The organism is Thermodesulfovibrio yellowstonii DSM 11347 (assembly GCF_000020985.1).
GTDB classification, from domain to species: Bacteria; Nitrospirota; Thermodesulfovibrionia; order Thermodesulfovibrionales; family Thermodesulfovibrionaceae; genus Thermodesulfovibrio; species Thermodesulfovibrio yellowstonii.
Genome location: NC_011296.1, coordinates 1,716,530 through 1,737,316 on the forward strand (window position 1 = coordinate 1,716,530; position 20,787 = coordinate 1,737,316).

Genomic DNA, 20,787 nt, shown 5'->3' on the forward strand with positions numbered 1-20,787 from the left:
CTTTAACAGTTCCTTAATTTTCTTGTAACAAAGTTATGCAATACTTTTTATTAAGAAAATTTAAATTGGAGGATGAACAGTGCTACAAACAGAGAATAATCTTAACCAAAGTAAATTAGGTCTATTATACTCAAAGCTTACAGTTCATTTTCAACCCATATTTTCTTCAAAAAGTGGAAAAATTTTTGGCTATGAATCTTTAACAAGACATATATCCATGAGTTTGAATATAAAAGATCTCTTTCTTGAGGCAAAGAAAAATGGCTCAATATTTATACTTGATATGATATGTAGAAGAAATGCAATTAAAAAAGCCTCAGAACAGAATATTAATAGTTATTTATTTATTAATATCTGCCCTGAAACTCTTTTTTATCCTCAACATGAGATTGGTATAACAGATAGATTTTCTGAAGAGTTTGGCTTTCCAAAAGACAAGATAGTACTTGAGATAACTGAACAGTCAGCAATAGAAAATTATGAAGTATTTATTAAATCTGTCTCATACTATAAAAAGAGAGGTTACAAGATCGCTATAGATGATTTTGGAGCAGGTTTTGGAGGACCTAAACTTCTAAGCATTCTTGAACCAGATATTGTAAAAATAGACAGACATTTTATAAATACTATGGAAGAAAATCATTTTTCAAAGTCCTTTATAGAATTTACTGTGTCAGTATGTCACAGATTGAATATAATGGTTGTGGCTGAAGGAATTGAAACAGCCATTCAACTCAAAGAAACTGTTAATGCTGGAGTAGACCTTCTTCAAGGATTTTATCTTGGAAAGCCTCAAGAAAAAATTCAATACAATTATGTTACCACATGATTTGAAATCATTTAAATGCGATATAGAACCATCAATTTTGGATTTATCAATAGGAGATATTGCAATTAGAGTAGAACCACTATATAAAACATCTAAAATCATGGATGCTTTCTTTAAATTTATGAAAGATGAAGAACTGAGCCTGATTCCTGTGTTAGATAATAATATTGTAATTGGACAGATTCATAGAAACAGGTTTTTGGAACATACAGTGCTTGGGAGATTCGGCTATGGCATCCATTTAAATGCCCAGAAATCCATCTTTGAAGTTATGGAAAAACCCAATCTTGTTATTGATTATCATATGACACTTGAAGATGCTTCTATGATAGTTCAGAAAAGAGAATTAAGAAATCTATATGACGATATAATTGTTAGCAGAAATAACGAGTATTATGGAATTGTTCCCATAAATGTTTTACTTGAAACAATAACCCAAAGATCACTGATAATAGCGAGGGATGCAAATCCCCTTACTGGATTGCCTGGAAACTGGGCTATTCAAAGAGAGATAGAAAGAAAAATTAGATGCAAATGTCCTTTTAATGTGTGCTACATAGACATAAATCATTTCAAGCCTTATAACGACTACTATGGATTTGAAAAGGGAGATAAAGTAATTTCAAGTATTGGTAATATACTTAATAAAATAAAAAAAGACTTTCCTGAAATCTTTATAGGACATATTGGAGGCGATGATTTTATAATCATCTGTAATAATGAAGTTTCTGAATTAGTATGTAAAAGAGTGATTAAAGAGTTTGAAGAGCTTTTGCCATATTTTCATGAAGGGGATTTCATAAAAGGATATTATGTCTCAAAAAATAGAAAAGATGAGCAAGAGGCTTTCAATCTTCTTTCGCTTACATGCGCAATTGTGAGTACAGAAACAAGAAATATAACCTCTTTTGCTCATCTTGCCTCAATTGCTTCTGAAGTTAAAGCTGAAGCTAAAAGACTTTCAAGAGTGAGTAAAACTTCTGTTATATTCAAGGACAGAAGAAATGAATAAAGCACAAATCCCCTATTTATCAATTTTTTTCCATGAGTTAAAATCGCCTCTTAGTGCTATAGCCAATACTGCTAAACTAATTGAATTAAGTCTTGATAAACCAGATGTAGAAAAAATTAGAAAATATACCTCTTTAATTATTTCACAGGCATTTTTTTCTCAAAAATTACATCTCAAATACCATTCAACTTGGTAAACTTCAATCAGGCAAGGAAGAGTTAATAATTGAAGAATTTAATCTTGAAGAAATTCTTAATGAAATTGTAGAAATAACAAAAATTCTTATAGAAAATAAGCCTATAAAAGTAAAAACAGCCTTACACTCTGATAAATTTATAATACGCTCTGACCCTGTTAAAATAAAACAAATTCTTTTAAATATTGCATCAAACTCTGCAAAATTCACCCAAGAGGGTTACATTTTATTTGCGTTGCAAAAATTGAATAATAATGTTTTAGTCAAAATTAAGGATACAGGGAAAGGAATTCCTAAGGAAAAACAAAAAAAGATATTTAATCCTTATTGCTCAACAGAATCTTTTTATGAAAAACTATATGAAAGCTCAGGACTTGGGCTTTACATAACAAAGAAATTAATAAGTATACTCAACGGTAATATTTCAATAGAGAGCAAATATGGAAAAGGAACAACAGTTTACATATCAATCCCATTCAAAAATGAGGAATAAAGATTTTCTCTGGGGTGTAGCTACTTCTGCATTTCAGCTTGAAGGCTCTCCTTATGCAGACTGGTCTACCTGGGACAGTATTTTTAGTCTTAATCCTAAGATTACAAATCACTATGAACTTTACAGAGAAGATATAAGGCTAATAAAAAATCTTGGGGTCAATTCCTATAGATTTTCAATTGAGTGGAGCAGAATTCAACCCTCTGAGGATTACTGGAATAAAGAAGTTGTAAGACATTATCAAAAAATTATAAATCTTTTAAATGAAAACAATATAAAACCTATGATTACAATACATCATTTTACACACCCCGTATGGTTTATAACAAAATATCCCTGGCACAAGAAAAAATCCATAGATAAATTTATGGAATATGTTGAAAGACTGATTGAAAATATTAACAATGTTGACTACTGGCTCACTTTCAATGAGCCTTATTTATTAATACTCGGTGGATATATTGAAGGATGCATTCCACCAGGATATCAGAATTTAAATTTAGCCTTGAAAGCAATGAAAAACATATTTATATGCCATAGACAAATTTATGACCTACTTCATTTAAAAAACAAAAATAGCATGGTAAGCATAGCCCATAACATGGCTGTATTTGCACCGTGGATAAAATGTAATCCTTTTGACAGACTTCTGGCAAAAATAGCAAAAAGATTTTATAATCACTCCATCATTGAAGGCTTTATGGATGGAAAAATCAGTCTTCCTATTCCTTTTAGAAAAACAATGGAAATTGAGGTTCCTATAAAGGGAAAGCTTGATTTTTTTGGAATTAACTATTATACAAGAGTTCATATGCGATTTAATCCTCTAAGGAAGCTTTTTATTGAATTCAGACACAGAGATATAGATGGACATGGGCTTACTGATATGGGATGGGAGATATATCCAAAGGGATTAAAGAAGGTTCTCAAATACGCTTCTAAATTAAATGTTCCGCTAATTATAACAGAAAATGGTATAGCTACAAAGGATGACAATAAAAAAATGAAATTTATCAAAGCTCACGTGGATGTTATTGAAAACGCTATCTCAGAAGGAATAGATGTAAGGGGATACTTTTATTGGTCATTGATAGACAACTATGAATGGCTTCATGGACTTGATGCAAGATTTGGACTTTACAGGGTTGACTTTAAAACATACAGAAGAATTCCAACAAAAGCAGCAGCTTTTTATTCATACATAATAAACTCAAGAAACTTTCGGAGTTAGATTTAATATTGCAATTAACATAAGGTATAATATGGAATAATGAAAAAACAAAAGGGTAAATTAACGGATATAGTATTTTTATCTATTACTGCCTTTACTGCTTTCAGTATAATCGCTATTTCATTTGGAATTTTTGTAGTGTTATTCAAAGAATCCCTCCCTGCAATGAATAAATTCGGGTTTGAAGGATTCATTTTTTCAACTGAATGGGATCCGGTTCAAGAAACATTTGGTGCTGCTCCTGCGTTAATAGGAACATTGATAACTTCCTTTTTTGCTTTGCTTTTAGCAGTCCCTATTGCCACAGGAATTGCAATTTTTATAACAGAAATTGCTCCTTCCTTTTTAAAAGGGATTATAGGAACTGCTATAGAACTACTTGCTGCTATTCCAAGCATAATTTATGGAATGTGGGGTCTTTTTACCCTTGCTCCCATAATGAGCCGATACATAGAACCTTTCTTACAATCAACAGTTGGCAAATTACCACTTTTAGGCAAGCTTTTTGAGGGAACTCCTCTTGGAGTTGATCTTTTTACAGCAAGTATTATTCTAAGCATAATGATAATTCCCTTCACAGCTTCAATAGCAAGAGATTCTTTTAATTTAACTCCTTCTGTACTTAAAGAATCTGCCTATGCAATTGGAGCAACAAAGTGGGAAGTTGTAAAAAATATTGTTTTGCCATATTCAAAACTTGGTGTTCTCGGTGGTGTAGGACTTTCATTGGGGAGATCTCTTGGCGAAACAATGGCAGTTGCCTTTGTTCTTGGCAATTTAAATCAAATTCCTACATCACTCTTTGATGCTGCAGCGACTGTTACAGTAAAACTTGCGAATGAGTTTACTGAAGCTGATAAAGATATATATCTTAGTTCTCTTTATTATCTTGCTTTCTTACTTTTTATAATGAGTTTTACTATTCTTGCACTTGCGAAGGTATTCCTATTGAAGGCTGAGAGAAAATGATATTAAAAAAGAGAAAAATAACCAGCGCTATCGCACTTTTTATATGCTTTCTGACTGCCTTATGGGGTATATTCTGGCTTTTTTTTATAATTATTGACGTTTTAAGACATGGGATTACATCCATAAATCCTTCTTTATTTTTAAATGATCCTGCTCCGCCAGGAGAAGAAGGCGGAGGATTAAGAAATGCCTTTGTAGGGCATCTACTCATTACAGTATTTGCTACTTTGATTGGAGTTCCAGTTGGTGTTCTCGGCGGGACATTTCTTGCTGAGTATGGAAGAAAATATCAAATATCAAAAATCATAAGCACTCTTGCAGATATTATGGTTAGTGTTCCTGCAATAATTGTTGGTGCTTTTGTCTACGCAATAATTGTTAAACCTCTCGGACACTTCAGTGGATGGGCAGGTGCTGTATCTCTCGGTATCATTATGATTCCTACAGTGTTAAGAACGACAGAAAATATGCTTTCTCTCATCCCCTGGACATTAAGAGAAGCTGCTTTTGCACTTGGAGCACCTTATTACAAGGTAATTATTCAGGTTGTCTACAGAGGTGCTGCCACAGGTATTCTTACAGGAATTATTCTTGCTATTGCAAGAGTAACTGGAGAAGCCGCTCCATTGTTATTTACATCATTTAACAATACATTCTTCTCTACAAACATGAATGCACCTATAGCATCCCTTACAGTAACCATATTTCAATATGCCATGGGACCATATGAAGACTGGCATACTCAGGCATGGGGTGCATCCTTAATGATAACTGTCTTTATTCTTTTTGCAACAATCATTGGAAGAATTCTTATAAAAAGGAGGTATAGAGATTGAATCCTGAAATTGAAGTAAGAAATCTTAATTTTTACTATACCGGTAACATTCACATTCTTAAAAATATAAATATGACTGTTTATAAATACAAAGTTACAGCACTAATTGGGCCAAGTGGATGCGGAAAAACCACGCTTTTAAGATGTTTTAATAGAATGCATGACCTATATGCAGGGAATAGATATGAGGGTGAGATAATTTTTCAGGGACAGAATATACTATCAAAAGATACAGACCTCATTGAACTGAGAAGCAAAATTGGAATGGTATTTCAGAAACCTACCCCTTTTCCAATGTCAATATTTGAAAACATTGCCTATGGATTAAAGCTTAAAGGTATAAGAAACAAAACAGAGTTAAAACAAAGAGTTGAAAAAGCCTTAAACAATGCTGCTCTTTGGGATGAAGTAAAGGATAAACTAAATACAAACGCATTTGGACTAAGTGGTGGACAACAGCAGCGACTTTGCATTGCACGAGCATTGGCAGTTGAACCTGAAATTATATTATTTGACGAACCTACATCTGCTCTTGATCCCATATCAACAGCAAAAATTGAAGAGTTAATTGTTTCATTAAAAGATAAGGTAACAATTATAATTGTCACTCATAATATGCAGCAGGCAGCAAGAATATCAGACTGGACAGGTTTTATGATGCTCGGAGAACTTATTGAGTATGATAAAACAGATAAAATATTCACAGTTCCCTCAAACAAACTTACAGAAGACTATATCACAGGAAGATTTGGTTAATCAGGGTATCTGAAAGGATTACCTCTAACGATTTTTTCAACACGTGGAGGATTTCCCTTTATTAAAAAAATTGCAAGTCCTCTCTCTTCTGTTTCATTTCCAAGATAACTCCACTTTCCATTCCATGAAACATACAGTCTATAACCGTCTTTTTCCATCTCAGCAAGCACAGGAGTGAATTCAACTTCTGCCTTATCAAAGGGTCTTATTGACGCAATTATCTCTCTGTATGCGGACTCTGAACAGTTTTTTCTTATCCCAGAGTTATCTTTATTTTGATAAGACTGCCTTATTTCATCAACAACTTTAAATGCTTGTGTTGTATAAGAGTATTCAGGAGATGGCTGTTTAACCTGTTTTTTACCTCCGCAACTAAAAAGTAGTAACACTATCATAACAATTATAATCTTCCTCATATCTGCCTCCAAAATAATATTATACTCTGTATTTTACAACCTCTTCTTCAAGGATTGCATCATAAATTTTCCTCTGTTCCTCTGTTTCTGATTTAATTACTATTTCGGCATTTTTTCTTTTTGAATAGTAAACACATATTGATGCTGTTATATCAATCTCCTTTTCTGAATAATCTCCAGATAATAAAACAACAGGACCTTTCAAGTCAGAAGGATAAAGGAAAAGCCCTTTGTATTTGCTTAGTATGAGTTTGTTTTCTTTCTCATCCCTGCCTACAATTGCCTTACATTTTTCAGAAATTCTGAAATGTCTTCCCACTTTGAGCAATTCAACATTTTTTAATGTAAGTTCATTGTGAGCCATAAGGTCTTTAACTTTTTTACAAAAAGAAGGATCAGTAAGAAGACATCCACCTGCTGGCTGAGGAACTTTTTCTATACCATACTTTTTTGCTAAGGCTATTTGAGGTTTTCTCGTTCTTCCACTGATGTCATATAACAAATTTCTGTTAATGACTCCTTCTATTTCAGACTTAGTAGGAGGGAAAAGTTTTGCAGACAATGGTCTTAAAATCATGCCTTGCAAAGATGATTCTTTTTCAATAACTGTGAGTAACTCTTTTTTCTGACTCATTGGCCTTTGAGATATAACCTCTCCTGTGATTATGAAAGATGCTTTGTAGGCTGACATCAACTCTTTTGCCTCTTTGAGCATAAGAATTTTGCAGTCAATGCACGGATTTAGATTTTTTCCATATCCATGTTTAGGCTTTTTTAGAATCTCAATAAATTTCTCACTAATATCTATTTCTCTTATTTCAAAATCAAATTGTTTGGCATAATTGAAATCATCTTCTTTTAAAGGACTTACAAATCCAGTTAAAAATTTTAAAGCGATCACATCAACTTTTTGTTCCTTTACAATAAGGACAGAGAGAAGACTATCAAGTCCACCAGAATACAAAGCTAAAGCTTTATGCATAGGGATGTGCTTTCAACACTTCCATTATCTCTTCCTTTGTAGCTGCGGCAGTTCCAATTTTACCAACCACTATGCCTGCTGCTACATTAGCTATTTTTGCAGCATCAACTAAGGATGCACCAGCTACATAAGCAAGTGTTATAGTCGCAATTACTGTATCTCCCGCGCCTGTTACATCAAATACTTTTTTAGCAACAGTAGGCAGATGAGTAACATTTACATCAGAATTCTGTTTTTCAAAAAGACTCATGCCTTCTTCACCTCTTGTTATTAAAACAGAATCACAGGCAAGCTTCTTTAAAAGATTAAAACCTGCTTTTATAAGCGTTTTTTCATCTTTAATCTCAACTTCTGCTCCATGAGAGGCTTCAACAATATTCGGAGTTATAAGGGAAACCTGCTTATAAAGTCTGAAATGACCCACTTTAGGATCAACTGCAACAAAACTGCCGTTTTTCTTTTTATGGTTTACTAAAATACGAAATAATTCTTCAGAAACAACACCTTTTTTATAATCAGATACAATTACTGCATCAAAATTATTTAATCCATTTTTTATCATAGAAATAAAAGTTTCCTTTGCTTTTCCTTCAAGTCTTTTACGGTCCTCTATATCAAATCTTACAATTTGCTGATTTCCTCCGATTATTCTTGTTTTCACTGTTGTTCTTCTTATATCATCAAAAATGAAATCCTGCTGTATTCCTCTTTCCGTAAGCAAATCCCTTACAATTCTACCAGCAGAACCCTTACCTATTATCCCACAAAGATATACTTTGCCTCCCAGAGCAATTATGTTATTTGCTACATTTGCTGCTCCACCAAGTCTGTATTGCTCTTCATAAACCTCTACAACAGGAACAGGTGCTTCTGGTGAGATTCTCATTACCTTTCCAAAAATATATCTATCAAGAATAATATCACCAATAACAAGAATTTTTTTATCTTTAAAGTTTCCAAAAATTTTCTCCACATTACTCAGTGTCATATTTCCTCCTGATTAATTCTAATAGTTCATTTAAAGAAGCTTCTCCCTGTGAACCATCCTTCATATTCTTCCATATATAAACTGATTTTTTGATTTCATCCTCGCCAATAATTATAACTATATTTGCTCCAACTCTATCAGCTTTCCTTAACTGACTTTTTAACGAGAGTTTCTCATAAGCAGTTTCTGTAGGTATATTATTATTTCTTAAAAAATTCACAACTTTTTTTGCTTCTTTTTCAACACTACTACCAATATATGCAACATATACAAAAGGTTTTTTAGGCTTTATTAATAATGAATTTGAACATATCTCTATCAATCTTTCCATGCCAATTGCAAACCCTGCCGCAGGAGTTGTTGGACCTCCAAATAACTCAACGAGGTCATCATATCTTCCTCCTGCTGCTACCGCATTCTGAGCACCGAGCATTGTGGTTGTCACCTCAAAAACTGTTCTTGTGTAATAGTCAAGTCCTCTTACAATTTTTGGATTAACAGCATAGGATATATTCATTTCATCAAGTTCTTTCTGTAAACTAAGAAAATGCTCTTTACAATCTTGACATAAAAAATCAACAATCAAAGGCGTGTTTTTTAAAGATTCTTTACAAGAAGGCACTTTACAGTCCAGTACTCTTAAAGGATTCTTCTCAAATCTTCTTTTACAATCAATGCATAGTTGGTTTACTTTGTCAGCTAAAAAACTAAAAAGAACTTTTCTATATTGAGGTCTGCATCTCTTACATCCCAGAGAATTTATCTCATAGGTTAAATTATTAATATTCAATTTTTCTAAAAATAGTTTAAGCATATAAATTAATTCAGCATCTATCCAAGAAGAACTTACTCCAAAGCACTCTACACCAATCTGATGAAACTGTCTGAATCTCCCTTTTTGGGGTCTCTCATATCTGAACATTGGTCCGATATAGTAGAATTTTTGAGGAGGCGGATTATTAAAAAAATTGTGTTGAATATAAGCTCTTACTACAGAAGCAGTTCCTTCAGGTCTTAAAGCAACCTTTCTTCCTTTTTTATCCTGAAAAACATACATCTCTTTTTCAACTATATCGGTATCCTCACCAATACTTCTTAAAAATAATTCAGCATTTTCTACAATAGGTGTACGAATTTCTTGAAAGTTGTAATTCTCAAGTATCTTTCGGGCATGTTCTTCAATGTGTTGCCACAGATATATCTGTTCAGAAAAGATATCCTGCATCCCTCTTAGTAAACTATACTTCACCTTCTTCCCCTTCTCTTTCTTTATCAAATTCAAGCATTCTCATATGTCCTTCTATAAGTCTCCTTATTTCTTCTTTAAAATGTCTCCTAATACCCTTTAAATCAACGATATCTTCATGAATTTTTACAACTTTTTCCTGTGCTTCCTTGATGATATTTTCTGCTTTTAATTCTGCTTCTTTTATTATTAGTTCAGCTTCTTTTCTGGCATTTGTTTGATAATCTTCAACAAGTTTCTGTGCAGTCATTAATGTATCTCTAATTGATTGCTCAATTTTTCTATATTCCTCTAATTGATTCTCAAGAATTGCAACCTTTTCTTTTAACATAGAATTTTCCTTTAAAAGTTCCTCCAACTCTTCCCTTACAAGTTCAAGGAAAGAGTATACTTCCTCCATGTCAAAACCTCTTAATTTAACTTTGAACTGCTTTTGCTGAATATCCAGTGGTGTAATTCTCATAGTATTCCTCCTTTAATTCTATAGCCAAGCTCAACGAGGCTTGTAATCAAAAATTTCTGTAAAAAATATATTATAAGTAAAAGGATTAATGGTGAAATATCTACGGGCAATCTGAAAGGCAATAATTTTCTTATTGGACGAAGCAGGGGTTCTGTAACTCTATATAAAAATCTAACAATCGGATTGTAGGGGTCAGGATTTACCCAGCTAATTACTGCTGCGATAATCACAATAAAGGAGTAAATTGTTAAGATTATATCCAAAATATTTGCTATCGCAATTAAAAAATTCCCAATTATAAACATTTAGCCTCCTAATTTATTAGATTTCAACATTACACAACACTAAGTTGTTGAGCTCTTTTAGTTGCTTCTTGTAGTGTTTTAAAAAATATTCCCCTCAGAGCACCATCTGATAAAACCTTAAGACCTGCTTCTGTTGTACCTCCCGGTGATGTTACTTTTTGCCTAATTTTATCAGGAGGCAGTCCGCTATCAAGAAGCTTTGCTGTCCCAATAAATGTTTGGACTATGAGTTCCTTTGCTATATCTTCAGCAAAACCAAGCTCTGTTGCCACATCTATAAGCTGTTCAACTATATAACATAAAAATCCTGGTCCACTGCCTGATAGAGCAGTAACAAGATTCATATAATGTTCTGGAAGAGTTATTACCTTCCCAACGCTCATAAATATATCTCTAACTGGAGCTATAATTTTCATCTCAAGACATTCACACAAAGCTAAAACAGTCATTGCCTCTCCTACTATAGCTGCAAGATTAGGCATTGCCCTGATTAATTTATCTGTTTTAAGATATTTTTGAATAAATTCAAGAGGAATTCCAGCAGCTATGGAAACCACTGTATGTCTTTCAGAAACAGCATCTTTAATTTCTTCAAGAACCTCTTTTATATTTTGAGGCTTTACTGCCAATACAATAATTTCGGATAAATTAACCACGTCAGTGTTTGAAGGTGTTGTTTTTACTCCATAACAGTTCTCAAGATATCTTCTTCTTTCATCAATTGGCTCGGATACAATAATATTCTTTTTCCCCTCTTTGACAAGCCCCCTGATAAGGGCTTCCGCCATATTACCTCCTCCAATAAAACCTATCATTTTATATCCTCCTGTCAATTGGTCTCTGCCCAAAAAGGGCAGTACCTATTCTTACCATTGTTGCACCTTCTTCAATTGCTACTTCAAAATCATTTGACATTCCCATTGATAGTTCTTTGAGACAGTAGCCTTTTTGAGATAAAATCTCTTTTATTTGTCTGAGGTTTTTAAAATATGGTCTTGAATCTTCAGGATTTTCAAAATACGGTGGAATAGTCATAAGTCCTTCTACTTTAAGATTTGGAAGATTTGTGCAAAATTCCATCAATTCTTCTATCTTATCAATGTTCACTCCATATTTAGACTCTTCTTGTGAAAGTTTTACTTGAATTAAAACTCTTTGAATTTTACCAACTTTTTCTGCTTCTTTATTTATTAGTATCGCAAGTTTTTCTGAATCCATTGAATGAATTATTTCAAAAAGTCTAACAGCCTCCTTTACCTTATTACTTTGTAAATGCCCTATCATATGCCATTCAATGCTCATCTTCCACTGAGCTATAAACTCCTTTAAAGCCTCTATTTTAATTTTTGCTTCCTGAACTCTATTTTCTCCAAAAATCCTTAAACCAAGCTGAGATGCCTCTTTTATTTTATCAATGGGTTGAGATTTTGTTACAGCAATGAGTTTAATCTCCTCTGGATTCCTTCCTGTTCTTAAAGCAGCATAAGTTATTTTTTTAACAACAGATGATATTCTTTCTGAAAGCATACTATAATACATTATACATGATTATGAATATCCTTGATAGGCTCTCTCTGAAGTGGAAGCTGATAGTGCTTTTGCTTTTGCTTAATTTTACTTTAATGTCCACACTTTATGCATTTTATACTCAGACTGAAAAAAAACTATTAAAAGAAATAGAAAGTCAAACCGCAGACCTTACAAAAGCTATTCAAATAGGAGTTGAAGAGGTCACTCGTGGAGGGGCAAATAAACTTACAGATTACTTAAAAAAGCTTAATACAAAGGGAATAAAAGAAGTTTCTATAATTAGCAATACACAGGAAATTATTGCAAGCACTAATCCCCAAAACATAGGTAAACCAATAACACACAGAAAAAAAGAATTAATCATCAAGGCAGAACTCGGTGAACCGGTATTTGAAGAGGAAAATGTTTACAATGTAATAGTTCCTGTAATAGCAGGTAATGTGCAATATGGATATATTCACCTCAGAATTAATAAAGATGATTTTTCAAAAATTTTAAAAACCAATGCACTTAAAAGAATGCTAACAACCTTAATTATATTTTCCATAGGCATAATCGTAACTTATCTTATTTCTTTAAGATATACTAAGCCAATTGATACTTTAACTGAAGCTGCAATAAAGGTTGCTCAGGGAGATTTTCATCATAGACTAAATATCAATAGAAAAGATGAAATAGGTAAAATAGCAGAAAGTTTTAACTTCATGATTCAGAAACTTCAGGAAAATCAGATTCTGCAGGAAAGGCTTAGAGAAGCAGAACATCTTTCCGCAATCGGCCAACTTAGCAGAACAATTGCACATGAAATCAGAAATCCACTTAATTTTATAAATTTAAGCATTGATCACCTTATAGAAAAACTAAAGAAAGAAGAACAGAATGCTAACAATTATACAAAACTACTTGAAAGCATGAAACAGGAAATTTACAGGGTAAATAATCTTATTACAGAATATCTTGAATATACCAGACCGCTAAAACTTAATAGAAGATTTGCAAGTATTATAGAAATAATAGATGATGTTGTTTCAATCATTGAAGCCACAGCAGAAAAACAAGGAGTTAATATTTACAAAGATTACACAATTGATTTTACTCTTAATCTTGATGTAGATTTGATAAAAAGTTGTTTTCTAAATATAATTACTAATGCTTTACATGCAATGAAGGATTCTGAGACAAAAAATCTTTTTATCAAAACAGAACTCATAGAAGATAATCTCTTAATACAAATAGCTGATACAGGTTCTGGAGTGCCCGAAGAATTTATAGATAAGATTTTTGAACCATTCTTTTCTACAAAAAAAGAGGGACTGGGACTGGGGCTTTCTTTAGCAAAGAAAGTTATAGAAGAACATGGTGGAAAAATAGAATTTTTAAGCAAAACAGGGCATGGCAGCGAAGTAAAAATCTATATACCGGTTTAATATGTGCCAATGACAACATTACTAATAATAGATGATGAACCATTACAAAGAGAAATTCTCTTAACTATCCTTTCAGAGGAAGGTTATAATGTTTACACTGCTTCTTCTTTAGAGGAGGCGTCAAAGATAATTAATGAGATTTTGCCAGAAATAATTCTTACTGACTTAAAATTAGGAAATCAAAATGGGATTGAAATTCTTAATAGTCTACCTGAAGAGCCCTTCAGACCTGCTGTAATTGTTATTACTGCTTTTGGAACTATATCTTCTGCAGTTAATGCTATTAAACAAGGAGCATTTGATTATCTAACAAAACCTCTTGATAAAGAAGTTCTTCTTGTTACTATTAGAAAAGCAGAAGAAAGAATGAATCTTATTAAAGAAAATTTGATGTTAAGAAAGGAACTATATGAAAAATTTAAAATGGATGGCATCATTGGAAAATCCAGAAAGATGCTTCAGGTCCTTGATATAGTTAAAAAAGCAACCCCAACAAACGCAACCGTGCTTATATACGGAGAAAGCGGAACAGGAAAAGAACTTATAGCAAGAGCAATTCATTATAATTCACCAAGAAAAGATAAACCATTCATAGCTATAAATTGCGCAGCCATACCAGATACTTTAATTGAAAGTGAACTTTTTGGATATGAACCTGGAGCATTCACAGGAGCGAATACAAGGAAAATAGGACTTATAGAATCTGCAGACAAAGGAACTCTTTTCCTTGATGAAATTGCTGAAATTCCCTTATCAACACAGTCTAAACTGCTCAGAGTGCTTCAGGACAAAGAAGTTAGAAAAATCGGCAGCAAAGATACAAATAAAGTTGATGTAAGAATTATCGCTGCAACAAACAAAAATCTCTCCGAACAAGTAGAAAAAAACAAATTTAGAGAAGACCTTTATTATAGGCTAAAGGTTATAACAGTTGAAATTCCTCCATTAAGAGAAAGGAAAGAAGATATTCCAGATCTCGTACATTTTTTTATAGAGAAATACTCTAAGGAATTTGGTAAAAGAGTTAATGGAATTGAAGAAAAGGCATTGGAAGCTCTTTTAAACTATTCCTGGCCAGGAAACATAAGAGAACTTGAAAGCGTTATTGAAAGAGCAATAATAATATGTGAAAAAGACAAAATAACATTCAATGACATTCAGGATGAATTAAGAGTAATAACACCAAAAAATCTATTTGATATAGATATTCCTGACGAAGGCATAAACTATGAAGAACTTGAAAAGGAACTAATTAAAAAGGCTTTAATTAAATCAAATTTTGTCATTGCAAAAGCTGCTCGTTTACTTGGCATGAGTTATGATACATTTTGGTACAGACTTAAAAAATTTGGACTTTCTGATAACATTCGTGAAATGACGAAAAATTTCGTGAAATGACGAAAAATCTTGAGCTTACATTTTAAAGTAACATTGAAAATACAATCTTTTTACAATGGCATGTAATTTGCTTCTTTATTTAGAGCTAAAAACTGAAATCCCTTGTAAAAAACATAAGAGAAAGGAGGTGAACAAAAAGGATGAAGAAAATTTTAGCAATAGTAATGGCTTTGGTATTTGCTCTCACAGTAACAGCAGCATTTGCTCAGCAGCCTGCTGCAAAACCAGCTGAACCTGCAAAGAAGGCTGAGCCAGCAAAACCAGCCGAGCCAGCAAAGAAAGCTGAGAAACCTGCTAAGAAAGAAAAAGTAAAACAGATTACTGGTGAGGTTACAGCTGTTGACACAGTTGGCAAAACCATCACAGTAAAAAGCAAAAAGCAGGAACTCACAGTTGCAGTAACAGATGAGCAGATTAAGGATGTAAAGGCTGGAGATAAGGTTGTAGTAAAATACACCGAGAAAGATGGCAAAGCAACAGCAAAGAGCGTAAAGAAAGTTGCAGCTAAAGCTGAGAAAAAGGAAGTAAAGAAAGAAGAAAAGAAAGCTGAAAAGAAAGAAGCAAAACCAGCTGAAAAGAAACAGTAATCTTCTTTCATTTTATAAGGTGGGGGAACATTCCTCCACCTTTTTTATTTTATACCTCTATTCCTCTTTTTCTTAGTTCTTCTAATTTTTTCTCTCTACAGGTTTTACATCTAAACTGTGGTTCTGGGTCATGAAGTCTATCATAGTTTTTGGTTTTAACAACTCTATATCCCTCACAAACAGTTCCGCAATCAGCGCATCTAACATTTTCCCTTATCTCCCAAAGGGGATAAAAAGCAGGAATCTTGAAGTGTGACTTAAATATTGCTTTGTCTACAAACCAGAATACATTGGCAAGTAAAAACTGATTAAGTAAAAATGCGGGTATGGTGTGAATTTTTAAGTAATCGCTCAGCACAAACTGAAGCAGTGCACCGGCAATTCCAGAAAGAACAATCCACCGGCCAAAAACATATACAAACCATGTTTTCATATTTAATCCTCCATAATTTCTTTATTCTTTCTGTGCTTCTTTATATACTCTCTTTGAAAATTCCTCAAAAACTCTTGTACATTTCTTAATTTTCTCAATAGCTTCCTTTTTAAGGGGGGCATTTACAAAATCTCTTTTTTCTACTTTTTTTAACCAAGCTTTAAGTTTTTCAAGCTCCTCTTCGTTTTCTTCAACTTCTGCAAATATAAAATTCTGCCGTTCTATCTCAAAGGATATCTCTTTAAAAAAATCCTCGCATTTTTCAATTACTTCCTGATACTCTTTATTTCTTGCTTCAACAAAGGCATTGAGAATTTTTTCTTCATCTTCCTTGTTCAATACCTTACCCTCTGCTAAAAGAACCTGCCCACCATAGTTTTCTATAGTTTTTTCAAGATTTTGAACCTTCTCTATGATTTCCTTTGAATATGGCAAAACCCAGACAGTCTGATAGTTTATTGCACCAAGTTTTTTCAATTCTCTCCATATAAAAACCCTTGCTCGTGAAGGATTTGAGGGCACAGTGTATGATATAAAAAGCCATTTCATTTAATTTTTAGTGTAACATTTTTCTTACTCTCAGTAGAAAGGGTATTGCTGCAAGCTGTAAAATCACTGAGAAAACTATCAAAGCTGAGATTGAAAAATCATACAATACTCCCAAGATAACACTACCTAAAAACCAGAATAAACCATATCCTGTATTGAAAACTCCATATCCAATACCTCTTTTTTCTCTTGGAACTAAGAGAGCAACCGCTGCTCTCATTATAGACTCCTGAGCACCCATGCCTATTCCCCAAAGAGTCATCCCTATCAAAGCAGAGTAAAATCCTCCGAGAAAACAAAGAGGTGCGAATCCCGCTGAAAGAGCTACAGAAATAATAAGAACTGATAGCCCTTTTCTGTCAAAAAGATAGCCAAAAAGCAGAGCTGCCAATGCATCAACTCCCATAGCCACTGCATAAAAAACTGGTATCCACTGTTCAGAAACCGTCGCCACCTTTTTAAAATGATATGCAATAAGGGGAAAATCAGCGTATCCAGCTCCATTTAAGGCAACAGCGATGAGATAAATCCAGTAAACTTTGCTTAATCCTTTTGTTTCAATATGAAGCTTGCTTATCTCTAAATCTCTTGGTGAGGGATAGAGAATCCGGGCAAAAAGAAGAATTAAAATAGCAATAGCTGCAGGAATGAGTAGCACACCGAAAGCTTCTCGGTATCCTCCATGAAAATAAAAAACTCCTGCAACTATCAATGGTCCAATCATAGCACCAATCTGGTCCATTGCCTCATGAAGTCCAAATCCCCATCCCCGACCAATCTCTACTGTTGCGTGGCTTAGCATGGCATCCCTGGAAGGATTTCGTATTGCCTTACCAATTCTTTCAGCCATAATTAGAAGTGCTGCAAGTTGCCATTGTCCTACCAGAGCCAATGCAGGAACGCTTAAAAGATTTATGATATAGCCGATGATTGTTATGCTCCAGTATTTACCTGTCTTGTCAGCAATCCAGCCTGAGATGAGTCTCAAAGCATATCCTAAAAACTCTCCAAGACCTGCGATTAGACCTACTAAGGCAGCAGAAGCACCCAAGACTTCAAGATATGGACCTGTGATACTTCTTGCAGCCTCATAGGTCATATCAGAAAAAAGGCTTACAAAACCAAGTAAAACAATAAATATGGTAGCTGGTTTCAATTCTTTCCTCCTATATCAATTATAGACTCTGGCAAAAAATTGTAATTTATTGAGAATCAATAAACTACAAGTTCTGATATTTTCCAATTACCTCCATCTGTCATTCCTTTTCTTGTCATTCCGAGGAGCTTTAGCGACGAGGAATCTCATTCCTATTTTACAATGAGCACAGAACGATCACTGTATTCCAGAACCCTCTGGGAAACACTACCTATAAGAATCCCTTTTATAAATCCCTTGCCATGACAGCCCATCAAAATAAGAGAAGCATCTTCTTGAGAGGCAAGATTAATAATTTCTTTGTATGGTTTGCCCTGAATTAAATTAGAGTTCACCTTAAATCCAGTTTTCTCAATCTCTTGCTTTAAAGCATTTAATTTTTTCTTATTTTCTTCCTTGCTTCCATCTTCCATCACATGAACAATTACTGCTTCCCTTGCTCCTGCATTATATAAAAGGGGTATGTATTTTTTTGCACGTTCTGAATGCTCTGACCAGTCAGTGGTATAGAGGATTTTTCTGAAAAGATTTGGGCAGAATTGCTCTGTGAGCTTACCTTCAATCATCCTAATTGTATGATATTTTACCACTAAAACAGGCAAAGAAGACTTCTTAACAACTCCATCTGTGGTGGAGCCAATAAATAACTCATCAATCATATGTCTTTTATGTCTTCCTGTTACGATAAGGGAAACATTTTCAAGGGCTGCTTCGTTGACAATCTCGTTTACAACCTTACCTGAAGTTATTTTTGTCTTTACTGACAATTCGTTTGATTTAAGATAATCTAAATATTCTTTCATTTTTTCATTTGCAGACTGTTTAATCTGCTCAATATCAACAGGCAATCCTGATTCCTTTGCATAATAAATAGCCTCTTCATCTATAACATAAAGCAATACAATCTCTTTCAATCCTGCTGATTTTAAACATGTGAGGCTTTTTAAAATTGGAAAAGAAAGCTCATCAAACTTTGTAGGATAAAGAATCTTTGAAAACATTTTAATCCCTCCTATTTTATTTGGCTCCTAATAGCCATGAAAAAATTTTGTATAGAAAATATGCAGTGAATCCTGAAACAATCAGAGAGACAAACCAGTTTATTACAATCTCCTTTACAACTTTAAGCTGAATGTATTTTACTCCTCTTGCAAGCCCTGCACCACCAATTGCTCCCACAATTGCCTGATTCATTGATGTAGGATAACCAAGTAGCGCTGCAATATAAGCTGTTGTTGCCTGTCCAAACTGTGCTCCTATGGCACTGTTTATCTCAAGCTGAACAATATGAAGCCCTACTTTTTCAAGTAAGGGTCTACCCCAAGTTAAAGCACCTATTGCAACAACAACTCCTCCTATGAAACCAGCTAATAAAAGAGATTTCACAGTTCCGCTTCCATAAAGGACACTTACAGCCAATCCGCTGTTGTTAGCTCCCAATGTAAAAGAGGCATAACAGCAAGCAAGTATAAGAACAGCTCTTTTTATTTTTTCTGCTTTCTTAACTGCTCCCACTGTTTTAGTAAAAATAAAACCTAAGAGACATCCAACCAGTGGAGTTCCAACCCATGTAATAGCAAGAGGAAGCATTGTTTTTTCCCATGCGACTGGAGCATCTATTGCAAGACCAACTCCAACAATTGAAAAACAGGCTAATTGAGCTGTTGATATAGGCAGCTTAAGCCATGTGTTAACAGCAGTAACGAGCGCTGCATTAAGCATCATGATCATTGCTCTGAAAGGCGTAAGATACTCAATAGGAATAATTCCTGCACCAACAGTTTTAATAACCTCATGGCTCTGAAGCGTGGCGCCCAACAAAGCACATACTGCCATTATTAGTGTGGCAGTTCTGATATCAAATATTTTTGCTCCATAAGCTGTTCCCATCACTGCACCAGTATAATGGGAACCAATGGTCCATCCAAAAAACAATCCAGCAATAATCATCCCTACAATGTAAAAAGTCTCCATATATTCACCTCCCATTTTAATGTAACTATTGTTACATATTATAAATAAAATGTCAAGTAAAATTTTAGTGACTATTGTTACATCAAAATATATTTGAAAATTTACATTTTTCTTTTATGCTATAATTTGATATGAAGGTGCTAAAAAGAAATAACAAACTTAGACATTTACACTATTTTGAAGAAAGGTTTTTAAATGAACTTATTGAAAAAATAAGGGTATCATATCCCCTAATAAAAAAAATCATTCTTTACGGTTCAAAGGCAAGAGGTGATTTTACTGAAGAATCAGACATTGACCTTCTTTTCATCACAAAAAAACCCCTTAATAAGCAAGAAAAATATGAAATTTTTGATTTCATTTCTGAACTTGAGCTTAAGTATAATGTTTTAGCATCTGCTTTATTTATAAATGAGAAAGAACTTAAAGAGAGAAGTTTATTCAGAGAAATAAAAAAAGACGGGATTACACTATGGTTGAGAGAATAAGTAAGAAAGAGGCTTTAATAAGAGCTAAGGATGAGTTCAAAAGAGCTGAAGAAGAATTAAAAGCAGCTAATATTTTACAAGAAAAAGAGTTTTACTATAAGAGTATTGTGTCAGCTTACTATACAGTTTATCATGCCGCAAAAGCACTTCTACTTATTAAATGTGTTGATCCAAAGACCCATGAAGGGGTTGAAAGAATGTTTGGATTATACTATATAAAAACTGGTGATTTTGACACAAAAATAGGGAAAGTAATTGGAAGACTTAGAAAAATGAGAGAGGAGGCTGATTACTATCCAGAAATTCCTTTTGATCGCGAAGATTCAAAAGAAGCAATAGTTTTAGCCAGAGAATTCTTAGAAAAAGCTAAGAATATCATAAAAATTTAATTATCATTGACAGATTAACTCAAAATTTTTTATTTTAAAAAAGGCGATGGAGTTCGCCTGTAAGTGCCTCTGATTTTCAGGGGCTGATAACTCCTACCTTAAAGGTAGAGTTATACCCTGAAAAGGAGGCGTATT

At 33.5% G+C, this 20,787-nt stretch carries 26 protein-coding genes and 1 riboswitch; of the genes, 13 read left to right on the forward strand and 13 right to left on the reverse strand.

What is annotated here, in order from left to right:
- Positions 1-79 precede the first annotated feature (79 nt).
- The 8 genes from THEYE_RS08820 to pstB all read left to right on the forward strand — a co-directional run bounded on the left by THEYE_RS08820 (position 80) and on the right by pstB (position 6,321).
- Positions 80-829: an EAL domain-containing protein gene (locus THEYE_RS08820; RefSeq protein WP_012545502.1), complete on the forward strand. Its 750-nt coding sequence runs from the start codon at positions 80-82 to the stop codon at positions 827-829.
- Positions 783-1,841 (forward strand): GGDEF domain-containing protein, encoded by a 1,059-nt coding sequence (locus tag THEYE_RS08825; RefSeq protein WP_051345828.1) that lies wholly within the window; start codon positions 783-785, stop codon positions 1,839-1,841. The genes THEYE_RS08820 and THEYE_RS08825 overlap by 47 nt, the downstream gene beginning before the upstream one ends.
- Positions 1,834-2,037: a histidine kinase gene (locus THEYE_RS08830; protein WP_012546085.1), complete on the forward strand. Its 204-nt coding sequence runs from the start codon at positions 1,834-1,836 to the stop codon at positions 2,035-2,037. Before THEYE_RS08825 ends, THEYE_RS08830 begins: the two co-directional genes overlap by 8 nt.
- Positions 2,038-2,221: 184 nt before the next feature.
- The gene (locus tag THEYE_RS10525) at positions 2,222-2,530 is read left to right on the forward strand and encodes an ATP-binding protein (protein WP_242341333.1); all 309 of its coding nucleotides are present in this window, start codon (positions 2,222-2,224) and stop codon (positions 2,528-2,530) included.
- Positions 2,478-3,761 carry a glycoside hydrolase family 1 protein gene (locus THEYE_RS08840; RefSeq protein ID WP_164924869.1) on the forward strand — a complete coding sequence of 428 codons (1,284 nt, stop codon included), beginning with the start codon at positions 2,478-2,480 and terminating at the stop codon, positions 3,759-3,761. Before THEYE_RS10525 ends, THEYE_RS08840 begins: the two co-directional genes overlap by 53 nt.
- A gap of 39 nt (positions 3,762-3,800) precedes the next feature.
- The gene (gene pstC, locus THEYE_RS08845) at positions 3,801-4,730 is read left to right on the forward strand and encodes a phosphate ABC transporter permease subunit PstC (RefSeq protein ID WP_012545177.1); all 930 of its coding nucleotides are present in this window, start codon (positions 3,801-3,803) and stop codon (positions 4,728-4,730) included.
- Entirely contained in the window at positions 4,727-5,566 is an 840-nt protein-coding gene (gene pstA / locus THEYE_RS08850; RefSeq protein WP_012546243.1) for a phosphate ABC transporter permease PstA, read from the forward strand. The genes pstC and pstA overlap by 4 nt, the downstream gene beginning before the upstream one ends.
- Positions 5,563-6,321: a phosphate ABC transporter ATP-binding protein PstB gene (pstB, locus tag THEYE_RS08855; protein ID WP_012546432.1), complete on the forward strand. Its 759-nt coding sequence runs from the start codon at positions 5,563-5,565 to the stop codon at positions 6,319-6,321. The genes pstA and pstB overlap by 4 nt, the downstream gene beginning before the upstream one ends.
- Here pstB and THEYE_RS08860 read toward each other — a convergent pair.
- Genes THEYE_RS08860 through THEYE_RS08895 form a run of 8 tightly spaced genes read right to left on the reverse strand, consistent with a single transcriptional unit; the run spans position 6,318 to position 12,248 of the window.
- Complete coding sequence (locus THEYE_RS08860; RefSeq protein ID WP_012546448.1) at positions 6,318-6,737, reverse strand: lipoprotein; 420 nt, start codon at positions 6,735-6,737, stop codon at positions 6,318-6,320. The genes pstB and THEYE_RS08860 overlap by 4 nt on opposite strands.
- 19 nt (positions 6,738-6,756) lie before the next feature.
- On the reverse strand, positions 6,757-7,719 hold the full coding sequence (locus THEYE_RS08865) for a DUF814 domain-containing protein (RefSeq protein WP_012545808.1): 963 nt from the start codon (positions 7,717-7,719) through the stop codon (positions 6,757-6,759).
- Positions 7,712-8,707 (reverse strand): D-glycero-beta-D-manno-heptose-7-phosphate kinase, encoded by a 996-nt coding sequence (gene rfaE1, locus THEYE_RS08870; RefSeq protein ID WP_012546729.1) that lies wholly within the window; start codon positions 8,705-8,707, stop codon positions 7,712-7,714. The genes THEYE_RS08865 and rfaE1 overlap by 8 nt, the downstream gene beginning before the upstream one ends.
- Complete coding sequence (hisS, locus tag THEYE_RS08875) at positions 8,694-9,956, reverse strand: histidine--tRNA ligase (protein WP_012545147.1); 1,263 nt, start codon at positions 9,954-9,956, stop codon at positions 8,694-8,696. Before hisS ends, rfaE1 begins: the two co-directional genes overlap by 14 nt.
- Positions 9,946-10,416, reverse strand: a complete 471-nt coding sequence (locus THEYE_RS08880) for a DivIVA domain-containing protein (RefSeq protein ID WP_012545060.1) — start codon at positions 10,414-10,416, stop codon at positions 9,946-9,948. Before THEYE_RS08880 ends, hisS begins: the two co-directional genes overlap by 11 nt.
- The gene (locus THEYE_RS08885) at positions 10,413-10,721 is read right to left on the reverse strand and encodes a YggT family protein (protein WP_012545961.1); all 309 of its coding nucleotides are present in this window, start codon (positions 10,719-10,721) and stop codon (positions 10,413-10,415) included. Before THEYE_RS08885 ends, THEYE_RS08880 begins: the two co-directional genes overlap by 4 nt.
- A gap of 29 nt (positions 10,722-10,750) precedes the next feature.
- A complete protein-coding gene (proC, locus tag THEYE_RS08890) occupies positions 10,751-11,536 on the reverse strand; it encodes a pyrroline-5-carboxylate reductase (protein ID WP_012546562.1) in 786 nt (261 codons plus the stop codon).
- Position 11,537: 1 nt separating this feature from the next.
- The gene (locus THEYE_RS08895; RefSeq protein WP_012546351.1) at positions 11,538-12,248 is read right to left on the reverse strand and encodes a YggS family pyridoxal phosphate-dependent enzyme; all 711 of its coding nucleotides are present in this window, start codon (positions 12,246-12,248) and stop codon (positions 11,538-11,540) included.
- A gap of 23 nt (positions 12,249-12,271) precedes the next feature.
- On the opposite strand from THEYE_RS08895, the gene THEYE_RS08900 reads away from it, so the two are divergent.
- The 3 genes from THEYE_RS08900 to THEYE_RS08910 all read left to right on the forward strand — a co-directional run bounded on the left by THEYE_RS08900 (position 12,272) and on the right by THEYE_RS08910 (position 15,663).
- Complete coding sequence (locus tag THEYE_RS08900; protein WP_200855666.1) at positions 12,272-13,678, forward strand: sensor histidine kinase; 1,407 nt, start codon at positions 12,272-12,274, stop codon at positions 13,676-13,678.
- A gap of 9 nt (positions 13,679-13,687) precedes the next feature.
- Entirely contained in the window at positions 13,688-15,076 is a 1,389-nt protein-coding gene (locus THEYE_RS08905) for a sigma-54-dependent transcriptional regulator (protein ID WP_012546113.1), read from the forward strand.
- Positions 15,077-15,216: 140 nt separating this feature from the next.
- Positions 15,217-15,663: a hypothetical protein gene (locus THEYE_RS08910; RefSeq protein ID WP_012544938.1), complete on the forward strand. Its 447-nt coding sequence runs from the start codon at positions 15,217-15,219 to the stop codon at positions 15,661-15,663.
- Positions 15,664-15,712: 49 nt separating this feature from the next.
- Here the strand turns inward: THEYE_RS08910 and THEYE_RS08915 are convergent, their stop codons facing one another.
- The 5 genes from THEYE_RS08915 to THEYE_RS08935 all read right to left on the reverse strand — a co-directional run bounded on the left by THEYE_RS08915 (position 15,713) and on the right by THEYE_RS08935 (position 19,775).
- Positions 15,713-16,096 carry a hypothetical protein gene (locus THEYE_RS08915; protein ID WP_012546268.1) on the reverse strand — a complete coding sequence of 128 codons (384 nt, stop codon included), beginning with the start codon at positions 16,094-16,096 and terminating at the stop codon, positions 15,713-15,715.
- 21 nt (positions 16,097-16,117) lie between these two features.
- Positions 16,118-16,645, reverse strand: coding sequence for a Chromate resistance protein ChrB (locus THEYE_RS08920; RefSeq protein ID WP_012545718.1), 528 nt, complete (start codon positions 16,643-16,645; stop codon positions 16,118-16,120).
- Between the two features lie 7 nt (positions 16,646-16,652).
- Complete coding sequence (locus THEYE_RS08925; RefSeq protein WP_012545988.1) at positions 16,653-17,801, reverse strand: MFS transporter; 1,149 nt, start codon at positions 17,799-17,801, stop codon at positions 16,653-16,655.
- 152 nt (positions 17,802-17,953) lie between these two features.
- Positions 17,954-18,802, reverse strand: coding sequence for a universal stress protein (locus THEYE_RS08930; protein ID WP_012545447.1), 849 nt, complete (start codon positions 18,800-18,802; stop codon positions 17,954-17,956).
- Positions 18,803-18,818: 16 nt separating this feature from the next.
- Positions 18,819-19,775, reverse strand: a complete 957-nt coding sequence (locus tag THEYE_RS08935) for an inorganic phosphate transporter (protein WP_012546725.1) — start codon at positions 19,773-19,775, stop codon at positions 18,819-18,821.
- 131 nt (positions 19,776-19,906) lie between these two features.
- On the opposite strand from THEYE_RS08935, the gene THEYE_RS08940 reads away from it, so the two are divergent.
- Complete coding sequence (locus THEYE_RS08940) at positions 19,907-20,263, forward strand: nucleotidyltransferase domain-containing protein (RefSeq protein WP_012546212.1); 357 nt, start codon at positions 19,907-19,909, stop codon at positions 20,261-20,263.
- Positions 20,248-20,652 carry a HEPN domain-containing protein gene (locus THEYE_RS08945; RefSeq protein WP_012546762.1) on the forward strand — a complete coding sequence of 135 codons (405 nt, stop codon included), beginning with the start codon at positions 20,248-20,250 and terminating at the stop codon, positions 20,650-20,652. The genes THEYE_RS08940 and THEYE_RS08945 overlap by 16 nt, the downstream gene beginning before the upstream one ends.
- Positions 20,653-20,685: 33 nt before the next feature.
- A riboswitch (Fluoride riboswitch) is annotated at positions 20,686-20,755 on the forward strand.
- The last annotated feature ends 32 nt before the right edge of the window (positions 20,756-20,787 follow it).

Bases quoted from the DNA above. Each gene is read 5' to 3' on its own strand.
- THEYE_RS08830 (WP_012546085.1), top strand. From the start codon at position 1,834: ATGAATAAAGCACAAATCCCCTATTTATCAATTTTTTTCCATGAGTTA.
- THEYE_RS08840 (WP_164924869.1), top strand. From the start codon at position 2,478: ATGGAAAAGGAACAACAGTTTACATATCAATCCCATTCAAAAATGAGG.
- pstC (WP_012545177.1), top strand. From the start codon at position 3,801: ATGAAAAAACAAAAGGGTAAATTAACGGATATAGTATTTTTATCTATT.
- pstA (WP_012546243.1), top strand. From the start codon at position 4,727: ATGATATTAAAAAAGAGAAAAATAACCAGCGCTATCGCACTTTTTATA.
- THEYE_RS08860 (WP_012546448.1), bottom strand. From the start codon at position 6,737: ATGAGGAAGATTATAATTGTTATGATAGTGTTACTACTTTTTAGTTGC.
- THEYE_RS08865 (WP_012545808.1), bottom strand. From the start codon at position 7,719: ATGCATAAAGCTTTAGCTTTGTATTCTGGTGGACTTGATAGTCTTCTC.
- rfaE1 (WP_012546729.1), bottom strand. From the start codon at position 8,707: ATGACACTGAGTAATGTGGAGAAAATTTTTGGAAACTTTAAAGATAAA.
- THEYE_RS08880 (WP_012545060.1), bottom strand. From the start codon at position 10,416: ATGAGAATTACACCACTGGATATTCAGCAAAAGCAGTTCAAAGTTAAA.
- THEYE_RS08885 (WP_012545961.1), bottom strand. From the start codon at position 10,721: ATGTTTATAATTGGGAATTTTTTAATTGCGATAGCAAATATTTTGGAT.
- proC (WP_012546562.1), bottom strand. From the start codon at position 11,536: ATGATAGGTTTTATTGGAGGAGGTAATATGGCGGAAGCCCTTATCAGG.
- THEYE_RS08895 (WP_012546351.1), bottom strand. From the start codon at position 12,248: ATGCTTTCAGAAAGAATATCATCTGTTGTTAAAAAAATAACTTATGCT.
- THEYE_RS08900 (WP_200855666.1), top strand. From the start codon at position 12,272: ATGAATATCCTTGATAGGCTCTCTCTGAAGTGGAAGCTGATAGTGCTT.
- THEYE_RS08905 (WP_012546113.1), top strand. From the start codon at position 13,688: ATGACAACATTACTAATAATAGATGATGAACCATTACAAAGAGAAATT.
- THEYE_RS08910 (WP_012544938.1), top strand. From the start codon at position 15,217: ATGAAGAAAATTTTAGCAATAGTAATGGCTTTGGTATTTGCTCTCACA.
- THEYE_RS08915 (WP_012546268.1), bottom strand. From the start codon at position 16,096: ATGAAAACATGGTTTGTATATGTTTTTGGCCGGTGGATTGTTCTTTCT.
- THEYE_RS08920 (WP_012545718.1), bottom strand. From the start codon at position 16,645: ATGAAATGGCTTTTTATATCATACACTGTGCCCTCAAATCCTTCACGA.
- THEYE_RS08930 (WP_012545447.1), bottom strand. From the start codon at position 18,802: ATGTTTTCAAAGATTCTTTATCCTACAAAGTTTGATGAGCTTTCTTTT.
- THEYE_RS08935 (WP_012546725.1), bottom strand. From the start codon at position 19,775: ATGGAGACTTTTTACATTGTAGGGATGATTATTGCTGGATTGTTTTTT.
- THEYE_RS08940 (WP_012546212.1), top strand. From the start codon at position 19,907: ATGAAGGTGCTAAAAAGAAATAACAAACTTAGACATTTACACTATTTT.
- THEYE_RS08945 (WP_012546762.1), top strand. From the start codon at position 20,248: ATGGTTGAGAGAATAAGTAAGAAAGAGGCTTTAATAAGAGCTAAGGAT.